Origin of the sequence: Halovivax sp. (assembly GCA_007119345.1) — an archaeon.
GTDB lineage: Archaea > Halobacteriota > Halobacteria > Halobacteriales > Natrialbaceae > Halovivax.
This window is the reverse complement of record SKPV01000045.1, coordinates 1-14462: the sequence shown is the minus strand read 5'-3', so window position 1 is coordinate 14462 and position 14462 is coordinate 1. Positions and strand designations below refer to the sequence as shown.

Annotated in this window: 11 protein-coding genes; 6 read left to right on the top strand and 5 right to left on the bottom strand. The window is 68.6% G+C overall.

Going from position 1 to position 14462, the window contains the following annotated elements; genetic code table 11:
• Together QZT59_RS03530 and QZT59_RS03525 are read right to left on the bottom strand one after the other, a co-directional pair.
• Positions 1-1464 (bottom strand): AAA family ATPase (locus tag QZT59_RS03530; protein ID WP_290811389.1); only part of this gene is annotated, 1464 nt, incomplete at its 3' end.
• A gap of 1015 nt (positions 1465-2479) precedes the next feature.
• Positions 2480-3226 carry a hypothetical protein gene (locus QZT59_RS03525; protein ID WP_290811386.1) on the bottom strand — a complete coding sequence of 249 codons (747 nt, stop codon included), beginning with the start codon at positions 3224-3226 and terminating at the stop codon, positions 2480-2482.
• A gap of 373 nt (positions 3227-3599) precedes the next feature.
• On the opposite strand from QZT59_RS03525, the gene QZT59_RS03520 reads away from it, so the two are divergent.
• The 4 genes from QZT59_RS03520 to QZT59_RS03505 all read left to right on the top strand — a co-directional run bounded on the left by QZT59_RS03520 (position 3600) and on the right by QZT59_RS03505 (position 9204).
• A complete protein-coding gene (locus tag QZT59_RS03520) occupies positions 3600-4565 on the top strand; it encodes a beta-ribofuranosylaminobenzene 5'-phosphate synthase family protein (RefSeq protein WP_290811384.1) in 966 nt (321 codons plus the stop codon).
• A 378-nt stretch (positions 4566-4943) separates the two neighbouring features.
• On the top strand, positions 4944-5267 hold the full coding sequence (locus QZT59_RS03515; protein ID WP_290811392.1) for a transcription factor S: 324 nt from the start codon (positions 4944-4946) through the stop codon (positions 5265-5267).
• Between the two features lie 225 nt (positions 5268-5492).
• Positions 5493-8219, top strand: a complete 2727-nt coding sequence (locus tag QZT59_RS03510) for an AAA domain-containing protein (protein ID WP_290811381.1) — start codon at positions 5493-5495, stop codon at positions 8217-8219.
• Positions 8220-8355: 136 nt separating this feature from the next.
• The gene (locus tag QZT59_RS03505; protein ID WP_290811378.1) at positions 8356-9204 is read left to right on the top strand and encodes a phosphatase PAP2 family protein; all 849 of its coding nucleotides are present in this window, start codon (positions 8356-8358) and stop codon (positions 9202-9204) included.
• 659 nt (positions 9205-9863) lie between these two features.
• Here QZT59_RS03505 and QZT59_RS03500 read toward each other — a convergent pair.
• The 3 genes from QZT59_RS03500 to QZT59_RS03490 form a co-directional block, all read right to left on the bottom strand.
• Positions 9864-10844 (bottom strand): AIR synthase family protein, encoded by a 981-nt coding sequence (locus tag QZT59_RS03500; protein WP_290811375.1) that lies wholly within the window; start codon positions 10842-10844, stop codon positions 9864-9866.
• An 87-nt stretch (positions 10845-10931) separates the two neighbouring features.
• Positions 10932-11450: an Lrp/AsnC family transcriptional regulator gene (locus QZT59_RS03495; protein ID WP_290811373.1), complete on the bottom strand. Its 519-nt coding sequence runs from the start codon at positions 11448-11450 to the stop codon at positions 10932-10934.
• A gap of 98 nt (positions 11451-11548) precedes the next feature.
• Positions 11549-11995, bottom strand: a complete 447-nt coding sequence (locus QZT59_RS03490) for a thioesterase family protein (RefSeq protein ID WP_290811371.1) — start codon at positions 11993-11995, stop codon at positions 11549-11551.
• A gap of 336 nt (positions 11996-12331) precedes the next feature.
• Between QZT59_RS03490 and QZT59_RS03485 the strand changes: the two genes are divergently transcribed.
• Together QZT59_RS03485 and QZT59_RS03480 are read left to right on the top strand one after the other, a co-directional pair.
• Complete coding sequence (locus QZT59_RS03485) at positions 12332-13660, top strand: ABC transporter substrate-binding protein (RefSeq protein ID WP_290811369.1); 1329 nt, start codon at positions 12332-12334, stop codon at positions 13658-13660.
• Between the two features lie 3 nt (positions 13661-13663).
• Positions 13664-14462: branched-chain amino acid ABC transporter permease (locus QZT59_RS03480; protein ID WP_290811367.1), on the top strand; the 799-nt coding region annotated here is incomplete at its 3' end.

The following is a 14462-nucleotide window of genomic DNA, read 5'->3' as shown; positions in this document are numbered from 1 at the left end:
GAACTTCTCGGGCTGGTTGAGCGGCCACTCGACGGACTCCTGGACCTGCTCTTTGGCGTCGTGGAGGCCGCCGACGTCGTCCCAGGACATCTTCGGTAGCTCGACGAGCACCTCGCGCATCGCCGAGGGTTCGACCTCGTTGAGCGCGCCGCGGAAGTCCTCGCGCTTGACGATCATCCGGTCGATGAGGCTCGGCGGGATGTCCTCCTCGTCGAGGTCGATCTCCGGGAGGTACCGACGGAGGGCCTTCATCGCGGCCTCCTTCGTGAGGCTCTCGATGTCGGCGCCCACGAAGCCGTGGGTCTCGTCGGCCAGGTGCGAGAGGTTGACGTCGTCCGACAGCGGCATCCCGCGGGTGTGGATCTGGAGGATCTCCTCGCGGCCCGTCTCGTCGGGAACGCCGATCTCGATCTCGCGGTCGAACCGGCCCGGTCGGCGCAGCGCGGGGTCGACGCTGTCGACGCGGTTGGTCGCCGCGATGACGATGACCTGTCCGCGGGCCTCGAGCCCGTCCATCATCGTGAGCAGCTGGGCGACGACCCGGCGTTCGACCTCGCCGGTGACGTCCTCGCGCTTGGGTGCGATGGAGTCGAGCTCGTCGATGAAGATGATCGCCGGCGACTCCTCGCTGGCGTCCTCGAAGATCTCCCTGAGCTGTTGTTCCGACTCGCCGTAGTACTTGGAGATGATCTCGGGGCCCGCGATCGAGAAGAAACTCGCGGAGGTCTCGTTGGCGACGGCCTTCGCCAGGAGGGTCTTGCCCGTGCCGGGCGGGCCGTGCAGGAGGACGCCCTGCGGGGGCTCGATTCCCAGCTTCTTGAAGATCTGGGGGTGCTTCATCGGGAGCTCCACCATCTCCCGGACCCGCTGAATCTCGCTCTGGAGGCCGCCGATATCCTCGTACGTGATTCCGCCGCCGGTCTTCTCGAAGCCGGAGATCGGTTCCTCGCGGAGCTCGACGTCCGTATCCTCGGTGATGAGGACCACGCCGTCGGGTTCGGTCTCCACCGCGATCAGCGGGATCGCCTGGCCGGGCGAGCGCATGAACGGGTGGTTCGTCGAGCTCATGACCGGGACGATGTCCCGCCCGACCACCGGTCGCTTGAGGATCTGGCGTTTTACCATACCGGCCGCGTCCGAGCCGAACTGGACGGAGGCCTCCTCCGGCGGGGCGAGCACCAGCGTGTCGGCTTTCCGCGCCTCCGCTTTCCGGATCGTGACCCGCTCGCCGATGCCGACCTCCGCGTTCTGGCGGGTGAATCCGTCGATGCGGACCGTATCCGTGTTCCAGTCCTGTCGGTCCGCCCGCCAGACCTTGGCGGCGGTCGTGTCGGCCCCTTCGATCTCGATGATGTCACCCGGACTCAGCTTCAGGTGGAGCAGCGTATCCGGGTCGAGTCGGGCGATACCGCGCCCCGAGTCGTTCGGGTACGCCTTCGCGACCTCCAGTTGCACTTCGTTCATAGTTCTCGGTGGACGGCGTTGTGGATGCTCCGGCATCGTGCCGGATAGCTCTTTTGTTCGCGTAGCTCGCGTTCGCTCGTCGACTCGTAATCGGTTGCGAGCGTCCTTAGCTGTACTGCCCTCGCTCGCCTCACGTGATCGGGTCCGAACGGCGGTCGGATGGCTTCTCGACGCTCGATCGATTCTCGGTTCGACGTCCCGGTAGCGCTCGATCCGATCGTCGAGGTTCGGCACCCGAGCTGATCCGGGCCCGTCCCCTTTCGGGGGTCCGGACCCCTCCTCTCGAGCGATTTCGAGAGTATCGAACGACAGTCTGCATATCGGACCGGAGCCGTCCGAACCATCGAACGACGGCTCGCATATCGATCGTATCTCGTTCGATGTATCGGACGATTGCTCGATCGTCGAACGACGGTCGGCCGATATCGGACGAATCGCACCCTCGTATCCGCAATTCTGCATCGTCTCGATTCCAAACGACTCGATTTCAGAGCGGCGATCGACCGGCCGTCCGGCCATCTCGTTCGATATAGCTCGGCCGAGCGGTTTCTCGAACGTCGTACACGTCGCGGGCGGCCCGTCGGCGGAGTCATCCTCTCGATCGACGACTGTCCCGACCTGTCGGGTCCCGACCTGTCGCGTCCGACCGAATCACCGGTCGGGTCAGCCACTCAGCCCGAATACGGGCCGTCTCTCGACGGCGGATGCTCGGGCCGGATTTTCCAGGTATTCGACTCGGCGCCCGTCGATCTCGGACCGCGAACCGACGCTCGACCGAGCGCCCGCCATCATTTATGTGGGGGTACGTAAAAACGACAAATAAACCGTAATCGGCTATACCAAATTTTTCGCCGGTCGATGCCGCCGAATCGCTCGAATTCGACCTCCAGAGCCCGCTCAGATGGCCTTCTTGGACGTCGAGTCGGTCGGGGTCTCTATCTGGAAGTGTATAATACCAACTAAATCGGTGGGCGGTACCGGGCACCGGGCGGTCGATTCGGCCTCGGTCCTCCGCCTAACCGTTCCCGTCGTCTTCCCGGTGGGCGTCGAGCGCCTCCTCGATCGTCAGTTCCCCGGCGGCGACGCGACGGGCGTGTCGGTCGTCGATCGCCCGATTGGTCTCGCTGGCCTCCCGCGAGCGGTCCTTTATCACCTGGAGCTCGCCCGCCGTGGGTTCGATCTCCCGTTCGTCGAGGGGTTCGCCCTCGATTCGGGCGATATTGACGGCCGCGAGGACGTCGCCCATTCCGCGAGCGCCCGTTCCGAGGTACGGGGTCGTCCCGGCTTCGTCCACCAGTTCGACCCGCACGTCCTCCAGGTCGTTCACGAGGGCGGCGCTCTTGAGCCGGGCGCCGTCGCCGACGCGGACGACCGGATCCGCGGCGTCGGCCACTTCGTCCTGGATCGTCTCGACGGCGTCGGCCAGCGGCACCTGAAACGCCGCGATCACGACGTCGTCGACGAGCACGGCGATGCCCGGTTTGCGGCCGGGATCGACGCCGACGATGGTGCGACCGCCGCGCCCGCGCTTGAGTGCGAGCGCGCGGTCGACCGCCCGACGCGGATCGGCCGGATCGGCGAGGATCGTCGGCGCCTCCGCGTCGTCGAAGGTTTTCGCGTGCCCCTCGTCGGTGAGGATCACGCTCGTCGCCTCGGGGAGTTCGTCGTCCGGCTCGATCGTCGTGAACGTCGCCGACCGGTCGCGGAGCTCGCCCACGGCGCCGTGGTAGAGCTCGAAGTCGGTCGTCGCGACGACGATCACGCCCGGGCGTTCGCGGTCGGTCCGAATAAGCGTGTCCCACTCGGGGAGCAGGGTGTCGACCGGTCGTTGTGGCGGTTCGGCTGGTGGGCGGTCGTCGTCGCGGTTCGGCTGGTGGGCGGTCGTCGTCGCGGTTCGGCTGGTGGGCGGTCGTCGTCGCGGTTCGGCTGGTGGCGGTCGTCGTCGCGGTTCGGCTGGTGGTCGATCGGTGACGCGGTTCGGCTGGTGGTCGGTTGGTCTTCCGTGCGATGAGCAGGAGATCGGCGCGTCGCCCGGATCGACGCGCCGACCGGTCGCCGGCCGAGTGGCAGCATCCGTCTCGGTTTGTCGCCGTCGCAATTCCCTTGCATCGGGACGCCGTAGTCGACGACGATCGATGGTCACCGTCAGCGCCGGGGCGCGACTCCACGTCGGGTTTTGCAACCTCTCGCTCGCGCACGATCGCCTCTACGGTGGCATCGGCGTGGGCCTCGCGGAACCTCGGGTTCGCGTCGCGGCCGAACCGGCGGAGGCGGTCGTGGCGGACGACGACGACGTTCGTCGGTACGCGGAACGCGCCGTCGACGTCCTGGACGTTCCCGGCGTGTCCGTGGCACTCGAGACGCGGTTGCCTCGTCACGTCGGTCTCGGCAGCGGGACCCAGCTCGCCCTCGCCGTGTACGCGGCGACGGCGCGGGCTCACGGCGTCGATCCGGCGGTCCGCGAGCACGCGCCCTCGCTCGGGCGCGGCGGTCGCAGCGGCGTCGGGGTGGCCACCTTCGAGGCCGGCGGCTTCGTCGTCGACGCCGGCCATCCCTCCTCGCGGTTCACCACCCGGCCGCCGGCGACCGGCGACTGGACGGTGCCGCCCGCGGTCGCCCGTCACGAGCTTCCGACCGACTGGCGGTTCCTCGTCGCGTTGCCGGAGGCCGAACCGGGCCGCAGCGGCGACGAGGAGGACGCGAGCATCCGTTCGGTGATCGAGGCGGCGGATCCGACGGTCTCCGACCGGATCGCCGGCGTCCTCGCGCGGAAACTCCTGCCCGCAGCGGCCGCGGGACGCCTGGAACCCTTCGGCGAAGCCGTCGAGCGGATCGACCGGCTGAACGGCACCTGGTACGCCGACGCGCAAGGCGGGTTGTACCGGCCGCCGGCCGGCGAACTCGTCGACGCGCTGGCGTCGTGTCCGGTACTGGCCGGCGTCGGCCAGTCCTCGTGGGGACCGGCCGTCTACGGCCTGACCGACGCCGAGCACGTACCGGAGGCCCGGCGGGCCGCGGAGGGCGCGCTCGACGAGCTGGACCTGGAGGGGACGGTCCTGACGACGGCGGCCGCGACGGCGGGGATGCGTCTCGAGGAGTGACGGTTCGAACGTCGTCTCGTGGAGTGATGGTCCGAACGTCGTCTCGTGGAGTGACGGTCCAAACGTCGTCTCGTGGAGTGATGATCCGAACGCCGTCTCGAAGAGCGACGGTCCAAACGTCGTCTCGATTCGCGGTTCGTGATGGAGGACGATCTGGTGGCGGCGGCGACGGAGGCGATCACCTTCGCCGACCGTTCGCGGGCGAACTTCCAGCCGACGCCGATGCCGACGGAGTGGTACGCCGATCGTGCGCCTCACTTGACCGGGACGTTCGCGGTCGCGAACTGTTCGGTCGTGCCGGAAAATGAGGCGCTCGGAGAGTGCTGGCCCTCCGAGCCCAGCGGGACGTTTTTGCCGATCCGCGACGACCGTCCGGGTATGCAGTTCTGCGACGACTGCGGCTCGATGATGAAGGCCGAGGGCGACCGCATGGTCTGTTCGACCTGCGGCGCGGCCGTCGACCGCGACCGCGACCGGGAAGCCGAGTTCGTCACGACGGAGGCCCAGACCGGCGACGAGGTGATCGAGTCGGACGAGAACGCGGACATGGAGGGCAAGCCGAAGGCGACGGACGTCCGCTGTGACGACTGCGGGAACGAGGAGGCGTGGTACTACATCCAGCAGACGGCCTCGGCGGACGAGCCGCCGACGCGATTTTTCAAGTGCACCGAGTGCGGCCACCGCTGGCGCGGGTACAACTGACCGTCGCCGCCGAGAGACGGGCGAGAGACCCACCGACTGCGACCGTGGCCGTCGAGGGACGGACGAGAGGCCCACCGATCGCGACCGTCGCCTTCGGGTGTGGACAGTCGACGCTCCGGCCGCGGCCCTTACCGAACCGACACTCGACCGCTGGGACCTCGGCGCCGGCGCGGAAACGGAACCGGGACCGACAGCGTTTTTCGGGTGCCGGTGTATCTGGATTCCGTGAACGTACGCGGCACGGTGGCGGGCGAGGTCGACGTCCGGACCGTCTCGACGAGTTACGGCGAGCGGGAACTCGCCGAAGTGCCGGTCCGACTCGAGGACGACGACCCGGACGATCCGCCGACGACGGTCACCTGCTGGGGGAAGTGGGTGGAGTCGGCCGAACGTCTCGAACCGGGGATGGAGCTGCTGGTGACCGAGGCGGAGGCGGACGAGTACCGCGGCGAGGTGCAGTATTCGACGACGGGCGACTCCTACGTCGTCGTCGAGCCGGACTACCTGGTCGACGTCACGGACGTCCGCAACTGGGTGCAGTGCCCGAGATTGTACTACCTCAACAAACTTTCCGGGGTGCCGCTGAACTACCCCGTCGTGAAGGGGACGCTCGTCCACGAGGTGTTCGGCGACCTCCTGCGCGGCCGGGAGCTCGAGGCGTCGATCGACGAGCGCATCGAAGAGCGGGCGCTGGAGCTGGGGCTGATGGGCGAGTCCCCGGAATCGGTCGCCGAGGACGTCCGCCAGAACGCGGCGGCGATCGAGGGCTGGCTCGACCAGGGTCGGCTCACGGAGGAAGACGAGTGGCGTTCCGAGCGGTTGCTCATCAGCGAGACGTTCGGTCTCAAAGGGCGGGCGGACGCCATCCGCCGGGGCGCCCCCGTCGAACTCAAGACAGGCAAGAACCTCCGCAAGGAGCCGCGATTCAAGGACAAAGTGCAGGCGGCCTGCTACGCGCTCGTCCTCGAAGAGCACGGGGAGCCGGTCGACACGGGGACCCTGCTCTACACCAAGAACTCGGTGCTCGATCGCAACGAGGAGACGGGCGACCTGACGCCGGCGAAGGACTTCTCGATGGGCCGCGGGCTGCTGGAGTACGTCTGTCGACTCCGCAACGAGATCGCGGCGATGGAGGCCTCGTGGACGGTGCCGACGGGCACGGAGGCGGACGCGAAGTGCGAGTACTGTTTCGAGCGCGACACTTGCATGGTCGTCTCGGGGCGACTGGGCCAGGAGTCGAAGGCGGGGCAGATCGGCAGGCCGCTCCCGGACGAGGAACTGGAACACTTCGAGCGGTTCTCCCGGGCGATCGAGGAGGAGCGCCGCGAGGTCCACCGCGAGTACGTCAAGCTCTGGGAGCAGACCCCCGAGGAGCGCGCCGCCGACGATCGGGCGATCATCGACCTGGAGTTCCTCGAGGCGCGCGAGCTGGAGGGCGGTCGCTGGGAGTTGCGAGCGCGCCGGCGCTCGCCGGCCACGTCGAAGCTTCGCGAGGGCGACCTCGTCCTGGCGAGCGACGGTGAGCCGGTCGGCGGCGACGCGGAGCTGGCCCGGATCGAACGACTCGAGAGCGCGGAGTCACGCTCCGCGGAACGATCGAGCGGCGCCCGCGGTGAGCCGGGAGACGGCGAAATCGTCCTGACGGCCGACGAGCCCGTCGAGGTCGAGCGCCTCGACGTCTACCCGAGCGAGCTGACGACCGACCGATTACTCGTCGCGTTACACGACGCGCTGCTCAAGGGAGACGAGCGGCGAAAGGACGTCCTGTTCGGTCGCGCCGAACCGGAGTTCGACGAGATCGACGAGACGTTCGTCGCCAACAACGAGGCCCAGGACGAAGCCGTGCGGACGGCCGTGGGCGCCCGCGACTGCGCGCTGATCCACGGGCCGCCGGGAACGGGAAAGACCTACACCATCGCCAGGGCGGTCGAGGCGACGGTCGAGCGGGGCGAGCGGGTGCTGCTGTCGGCGTTCACCAACCGGGCGGTCGACAACGCGCTGGAGGCGGTGCTCGACGCCGGCATCGACCCCGAACGGGTCGTTCGGTTCGGAACCGAGAGCGGCGTCCGCGAGGACATGCGCCACCTCCGGCTGGAGCGCGCGGGCGACCCCGGGGCGCGGGTCGCCGAACTCGACGACGCGCAGGTGGTCGCCGCCACGACCGCGGCCTGCGGCTCCCGCGTGATGAACGAACAGTCGTTCGACGTCGCGCTGGTGGACGAGGCGGCCCAGCTCACCGAGCCGGGAACCTACGCGGCGATCAACCTGGCCGAGCGCTTCGTCCTCGTCGGCGACCACCAGCAGCTTCCGCCGGTCGTTCGCGCGGAGAACGAACTCTCCGAGTCGCTCTTCGAACGGCTCGTCGAAGCCTATCCCGGGGCGGGCGTGATGCTCGACCGCCAGTACCGGATGAACCAGCGCATCCAGGCGTTCGCCTCCAGGGAATTCTACGACGACCGGCTGCGGCCGGCGACGCCCGAGGTGGCGGCTCGGACGCTGGACGACCTCGACGGCGTCTCCCGGGACGACCTCCCCGAGACGCTGAGCGATCCGGTCGCGTTCGTCGGCGTCTCCGGCGACGACGAGCGATACACCGACGCGAAGGAGGCGGCGCGCATCGCCGAACTGATCGGCGCCTACGAGGGGGCGGGCCTCGACCGCACGGAAATCGGCGTCATCGCCCCCTTCCGCGCGCAGGTCTCGGAGATCGAACGCCACGTTCCCGGCGACGTCGCCGTCGACACGGTCGACCGCTTCCAGGGGTCGAGCCAGGAGGTGATCGTCGTCTCGTTCGTCGCCAGCGGCGACCTCGAGGGGCCGATCTTCGAGGATTACCGTCGGCTCAACGTCGCGCTCACTCGGCCGAAGCGGGCGCTCGTGCTGGTCGGCGACGCGACCGCGCTGAAGACGGATCCGGTCTACCGGCGGATGCTCGAGTGGGCGCGTCGGTGAGCGATCGGTCGATCGGGCGAACGATTCGCCCGCCGATCGCTCCCGCAGAACGGCGGCGCCGGAGTCGGCCATAAACGAACGGTCTCCTTCGGCGGAAGAATTAGGACGGCTGTAATTGTGTCTGTGAGTAACGAGCATGCGACTCGAGGGGCCGAGCGAGGCGATCCGAGAGGTGTTCCCCGCGGAGTACGCGGAACTCGCGGTCCTCGTCACCGATCTCGGTGGTACGACGTTCCTGATGGTGCTGCTCGCGGTGCTGTTCTGGCTGAGCCGGCGTCGCGAGACCGCGCTCGTCGCGAGCTACGCGGTCGCGGGGCTCGGGCTACTGATGGTGCTGAAGGCGCTCTTCGATCTGCCGCGCCCGCCCGAGGAGCTCTTTCTCGCGTCGATGGACGACGATCCGTACGGGTTTCCGAGCGGTCACGCGTTCGCCGCGGTGGTCGTCTACGGCGGTCTGCTGGTGGCCTTCGAGCGGCTTCGGGAGCCGCTGGCCGTCGCCGGCGTCGGGTCGCTGGTCGTCCTCGTCTCGCTGTCGCGGGTCGTCCTCGGCTATCACTACCTGGGCGACGTGATCGTCGGCGCGGCCGTGGGGATCGCGTTCCTCGCCGCGATGTTCCGGACGGTGTCCGAGCCCCGAATCGGCTTCGCCGTCGGTCTGGTTCTCGCGCTCCCCGCGATCGCCGCGACGGGCGCCGCCGAGGAGACGCTGCTCGGCCTGGGGGCGGCGATCGGCGGCCTGGTCGGCACCTGGCGGCTGGATTCGGCGCCGCCGCTGCGGTCCCGGGCCGAAGGGGCCCTCCTCGCGGTCGCGGGGCTCGCGTTCCTCACCGCGATGACCGCGATGGAATCGTGGATCGCCGTCACCGCGCCCGCGACGGTCGCGACGTACGCCGTCACGATCGCCGGCATCTTCCTGCTCCCGGTCTTGCTGGCCCGCGTCGGCATCGAGAGGCCGGTGATTCGCGGCGGGTCGCGTCCGGGGTGAGATGCGCCAGGCACTCGCTAACGCCTTTCGCGTCGTCGACCGGGACCGTTCCCTTCTCCAGCTCGCCCGCACCGAAGGCGATCGCGCTGACGACCGTCCCGTTCTCGGCGTCCGTCCCGTTCACCGTGGCGTTCCCGACGACGGCATCGGCGACGAAGCCGACCGCGGCGTGCTCCCGTTTCGAGCCGCTCCCAGTCGTCGAGGGCGCTCTCGTCGGACGGTCCTCGCGTTCCGTCGGCGGCCAACGTCAGTTCGCTCCCGTGGAGCGACTCCCCGCCGGCGTGTGTCAGCGTGATCTGCAGGTCGTCGCCGGTCCCGTCGCCGTCCCGCTCGAAGTCGGCCTCCGGCGCGGGATCCTCGACCTCGCGCCCGACGAGCACGCCGATCGCGACCGCAGAAAGAGGGCGACGAGCGCCACGACCGCGACGCCCAGCGCGGGGGAGAGCGCCGGCTCGCCGGTCCGACGTCTCGGAGTCGTTGGTTCGTCTCCCGGTTGCGTGACCGATGGGGCGCCGCGGGCTCCGGGCCGCCGGCGCCCGGTCGCTCGATACCGGACGTGAGGGACGATCAGGGTACGAAAATTCCCTCGGTATCGAACGGTGGGTCGTCGGGGGCGACCGGGTTTCCGGTGGGTCTTCCGACGCGGGTGCTCGTCCCGCTCACTCCCGTGCGTCCGCCGCCTCCCACAGCGGGTAGAGCTCGTCCGTCGGCGGCGACGAGAGCGTCTCGCCGTCTAGAGAAACGGTGCCGTCGCTCGCTCCGGTGACGGTGCCGATCGCCGCGGCGTCGATTCCGGCGTCTCGGAGCGCCGAGAGTCGGTCCTCGAGCGCCGATTCGGGGACGGTCGCGAGCAGCGCGCCCGAGCCGAAGATCCGCAGCGGATCGACCTCGGCGGCCCCGCAGAGCGTCTCCGTTTCCGCCCGGACGGGGATCGCGTCGCGATCGACCTCGACGTCGACGCCGGAGGCGGCGGCGAGCTCGACGAGGCCGGCCGCGATGCCGCCCTCGGTCGGATCGTGCATCGCGGTGGCCGCCCCGCGGAGCGCGCGAGCGGCGGGGGTGACCGATACGTCGTCGAGAAACTCGCTCGCGCGCTCGACCGTCTCGTCGTCGACCGCCAGCTCGTCGCCGAAATCGGCGGCCAGGATCGCGCTCCCCTCGGTCGCGGCCGCCCCGGCCAGCACCACCCGGTCGCCGGTCGTCGCGCCGCCGGTGGGGACGAACGGATCGGCGAATCCCATCGCCGTCAGCGAGAGCAGCGGACGGTCGAGGGCGTCGACGTACTCCGAGTGCCCGCCGACGATCGTGACGCCGGCGTCGCTCGCCGCATCGTGGAGGGCCCGCGAGAGGGCGTCGAACGCGTCCCCGTCGTCCGTCGGGAGCATGCAGACGACGGTGAGCCAGCGGGGTTCGCCGCCCGAGGCGGCGACGTCGTTACAGGCGACCCGGACGCCGAGCGCGCCGGCGTCGGCGGCCGCGAGCGAAATCGGGTCCGAGCTGACGACGAGCGTTCCCGCCGGGACGTCGATCGCGGCGGCGTCCTCGCCGAGCGCCGGGCCCTGGAGCACCCGCTCGTCGTCGGCGCCGGTTCGGGAGAAGACGTGCGCGGCGAGTTCGTCCGGTGGAACTTTCCCTGGCATACCGACGGTTGGTACGAGGCGGGGCTTGTAGCTGTCGGGGCTCGATCGGAGGGGGCGGACGGATCCGTGGTGGCCCGGACCGACTCGTTACTCCTCGTCGTCGTGGAGTTCGGCGAAGATCCGCGGGTCGGTCCGGAACTTCAGGACGTTGTGGACGACGGAGTTGCGCAAGTTGTCGACGACGGCGCCGTGTTCCTTGTAGAAGCCGTGGATCCACTTCGAGACGTCCTCGCGATCGCGGAACATCATGATCGACTTCCACTGGTACTCGCCGTCCGAGAGGAAGAAAAACAGGGTGTTCTCGTCGTCGCGAATGTGCTCCATCGCCGGTCGCCAGCCCTCCTCGAAGTGCTCGGGATTGAACTTGAACTCGAAGAGCGCGAAGTAGTAGTACTCCTCGTTCGGGACGATCGCCTCCCGGAAGACGCCCTCGTCGCGCATCCGCCTGATCGACTGGCTGACCGTGACGTGCGAGACGTCGATGTCGTAGTCTTCGGCCAGCACCTCGGTCAGTTCGCGAGAGGAGAGCTGCGGATCGTCCGCCAGCTCGGTAAGGATCGCCACGTCGCGCTCTTTGAACTCCCAGTTCGGCGCCTCGTCGTCCATGCGGTCAGATTGCGAACGGGAGTACGTGTTCGTTTCGGTCCGGCGAACGGTGCCGGAGCCGGCTACCTGGAGTCGACCGGCGATGATCTGCACGCGGGTTAGCCGCCGGAATCGTCTCGAACGTCGGCAACGGCCTCCCTGAACTCCTCCGGGACCCGGATCGGCGAGCCCGTCTCCTCGTCGACGGCGACGTGGGTGACCGCGCCGTCGACGATCGGGCGGTCGTCGCGCTTCCGGCGAGCGCGGTAGTCGAACTCGACGCTCGACTCGCCGACGCGTGCGACCCGGACCTCGTTGACCAGCACGTCCTCGAACCTGGCCGGGTGCCGGTAGTTTAGCTCCGTGCTCACGACGTGGATGTCCCACGCCGCATCCCGTATCGCGTCGTAGTCGTAGCCGATCTCCCGGAGGAACGCCGTGACGGCCTCGTCCTGGTAGGTGACGTACTCGCCGTAGAAGACGATCCCTTGCTGGTCGGTCTCGGCGAAGCGAACGCGGTTCTCGAAGACCTCGAGGAAGGCCTCTGGCGCGTCTCGTTCGTCCATACCCTCACCGCCCGGGCGACCGTCAAAACGGTACCGGTGAACGGCGGGCCGACCGACCCAGTTCCCGAACCCCGAGGGAGTGACGGCCAGCCGCCGGGGTCTGCGCAGTTCTCGGCACCGGAGTAGGTCGCGCGGTCCGAGCCCCGGGGAAGTGACGGCCAGCGGGCTCACCCGCGCGGTTCTCGGCTTCGGAATCGGCCGCGCGGCCCGTGCCCCGGCGGGACGACGGTCGGCCGCATGGGCCAACCGTTGTCATGGAGGGTGATACCAACACCCATATTTAAGATGGATCGTCATATATCCACAAATTGAGGGCCGTTAAGGGAGTGACACCCTATGGAAAACAAAAGTAATTCGAACCGGATTGTTTCGACGGACGCGATCGACCGGCGGCGGTTCCTCGCGGCGACGGGTGCGGGTGCGTTCGCCACGACGGTCGCCGGCTGTCTCGGGGGCGAAGAGGCCGGGCAAGAGGGGCCGATCACGATCGGACACCTCGGGCCGGTCGAACTGTCGATGGGCATCGGCTCCGAACGCAGCGGCCAACTCGCGATCGACCAGCTCAACGACGAAGGCGGGATCGACGACCGCGAAGTGGAGTTCGTCTCGGCCGACACGCGGGGGGAACCCGCAGAGGCCGAACGTGAAGCCGAAGCGATGATCATGCAGGAGGAAGTCGACGTCATCCTCGGGACGTTCGTCAGCGAGGTGATGCAGGGAATCGTCGACCTCGTCGCGGAGTTCGACGTCCCGTTCCTGATCACTGGTTCGGCCGACCCGCGGACGCTCCAGGATACCGTTGGCGAGGACTACGACCACTACAAGAGCGTCTTTCGGACGGGGCCGATCAACTCGGACCTCCAGGCCGAGGCGATGGCCGACTACGCCGACTACCTCAACGAGGAGCACGGCTGGGAGTCCTTCGCGCACATCGCCGACGACGCCGCCTGGACGGTGCCGTTCTCCGAGAACCTTCCTGATCTGCTCGAAGACCGGGGATACGACGTCGTCTACGAGGACCGACTCTCGATCGAGACGGACGACTTCACGCCGGTGCTGGACAGCATCGAGGCCGAGGGGGCCGACGCAGTCTTCCGGTTTTTCGCCCACATCGTCGGCACCGACTTCCTGGCCACCTGGCGCGAGGCCGAGTACCCCTTCTCGGTCGAGGGGATCCACGTCGCCTCGATGGCACCCGAGTTCTGGGACATGACCGAGGGCCTGGCGCTCTACGAGACGACCTCGCAGTCGGGCGCGGGCGGCGCCACGGAGATCACGGAGGAGACGATGCCGTTCGTCGAGGCCTACCAGGACGCCTACGCCGACGAGGGTGCGCCCGCGCTCCCGATGTACATGGGATTCAACACGTACGACGCGGTGTACGTCTACGCCGACGCCGTCGAGCGTGCGGGGACCACGGATTACGAAGGCGACCTCGACGCGATCGTCGACGCGCTCCTCGAAACCGACCACACCGGCGCCGCGGGCGAGATCGAACTGTACGGTCCCGACGACGAGTACCCCCACGACGTGATGGAGACCCGCGACGAGGACGACGTCATCTCGAACTTCCCCATGACCCAGTGGCAGGAAGGTGGCGAGATCGAGTGCGTCTACCCGCGGGAGTTCGCGACCGCGGACCACGTCGCCCCGGATTGGGTGTGAGCGATGCTCGGCGACGCGCTCTCGATCCTCGTAACGGGAGCGATGATCAGCGCGATCTACGCGCTCATCGCGATCGGGTTCACCATGATCTTCGGCGTCGGCGGCGTCTTGAACCTCGCTCACGGGGCGCTGATCATGATCGGCGCCTACGCCTACCTCGTCCTCGTCTCCAGCGCGACGTTCGGCGCCGTGGCGCTGCCGGGATTCGTCGCGTTCCCGATCGCGGTGGCCGTCGGCGCCCTGGCGTCGTACGGACTGTACGCCGGACTGGTCAAGCACGTCGAGGACAACGTCGTCATCACGTTCCTGGCGACGCTCGTCGTCGCCGTCCTGCTCGCGGAACTCGCCGTCGCGATCTTCAGCCCGGACCCGTACCACTACTCGCTCGTGAGCGGGAGCATCCACCTCGAGTGGATCGGCACCCGGATCCTCTGGGTCGAGGTGGCCGGGTTCGTCGTCTCCTGGATCGCCATCGGCCTCCTCTGGTACTACGTGACCCGGACGGACGGGGGCCGATCGATCCTCGCGACGTCGATGAGCGAGCGCGGCGCCCAGCTCACGGGCGTCGACCTCCCGAGCGTCAAAGCTCGCACGTGGCTGATCGCGGGCGCGCTCGCGGGCATCGCCGGGATGTTCATCGGGACGACCCGTAGCACGACGCCCCTCATGTGGCTCGATCCGCTCGCGCTGGCGTTCATCATCGTCGTCATCGGCGGGATCGGGAGCATCAAGGGGTCCGTGATCGCCGCCTACCTGATCGGCTACCTGGAGACGATCACCGTGGCGGCCCTCGGTTCCGGCT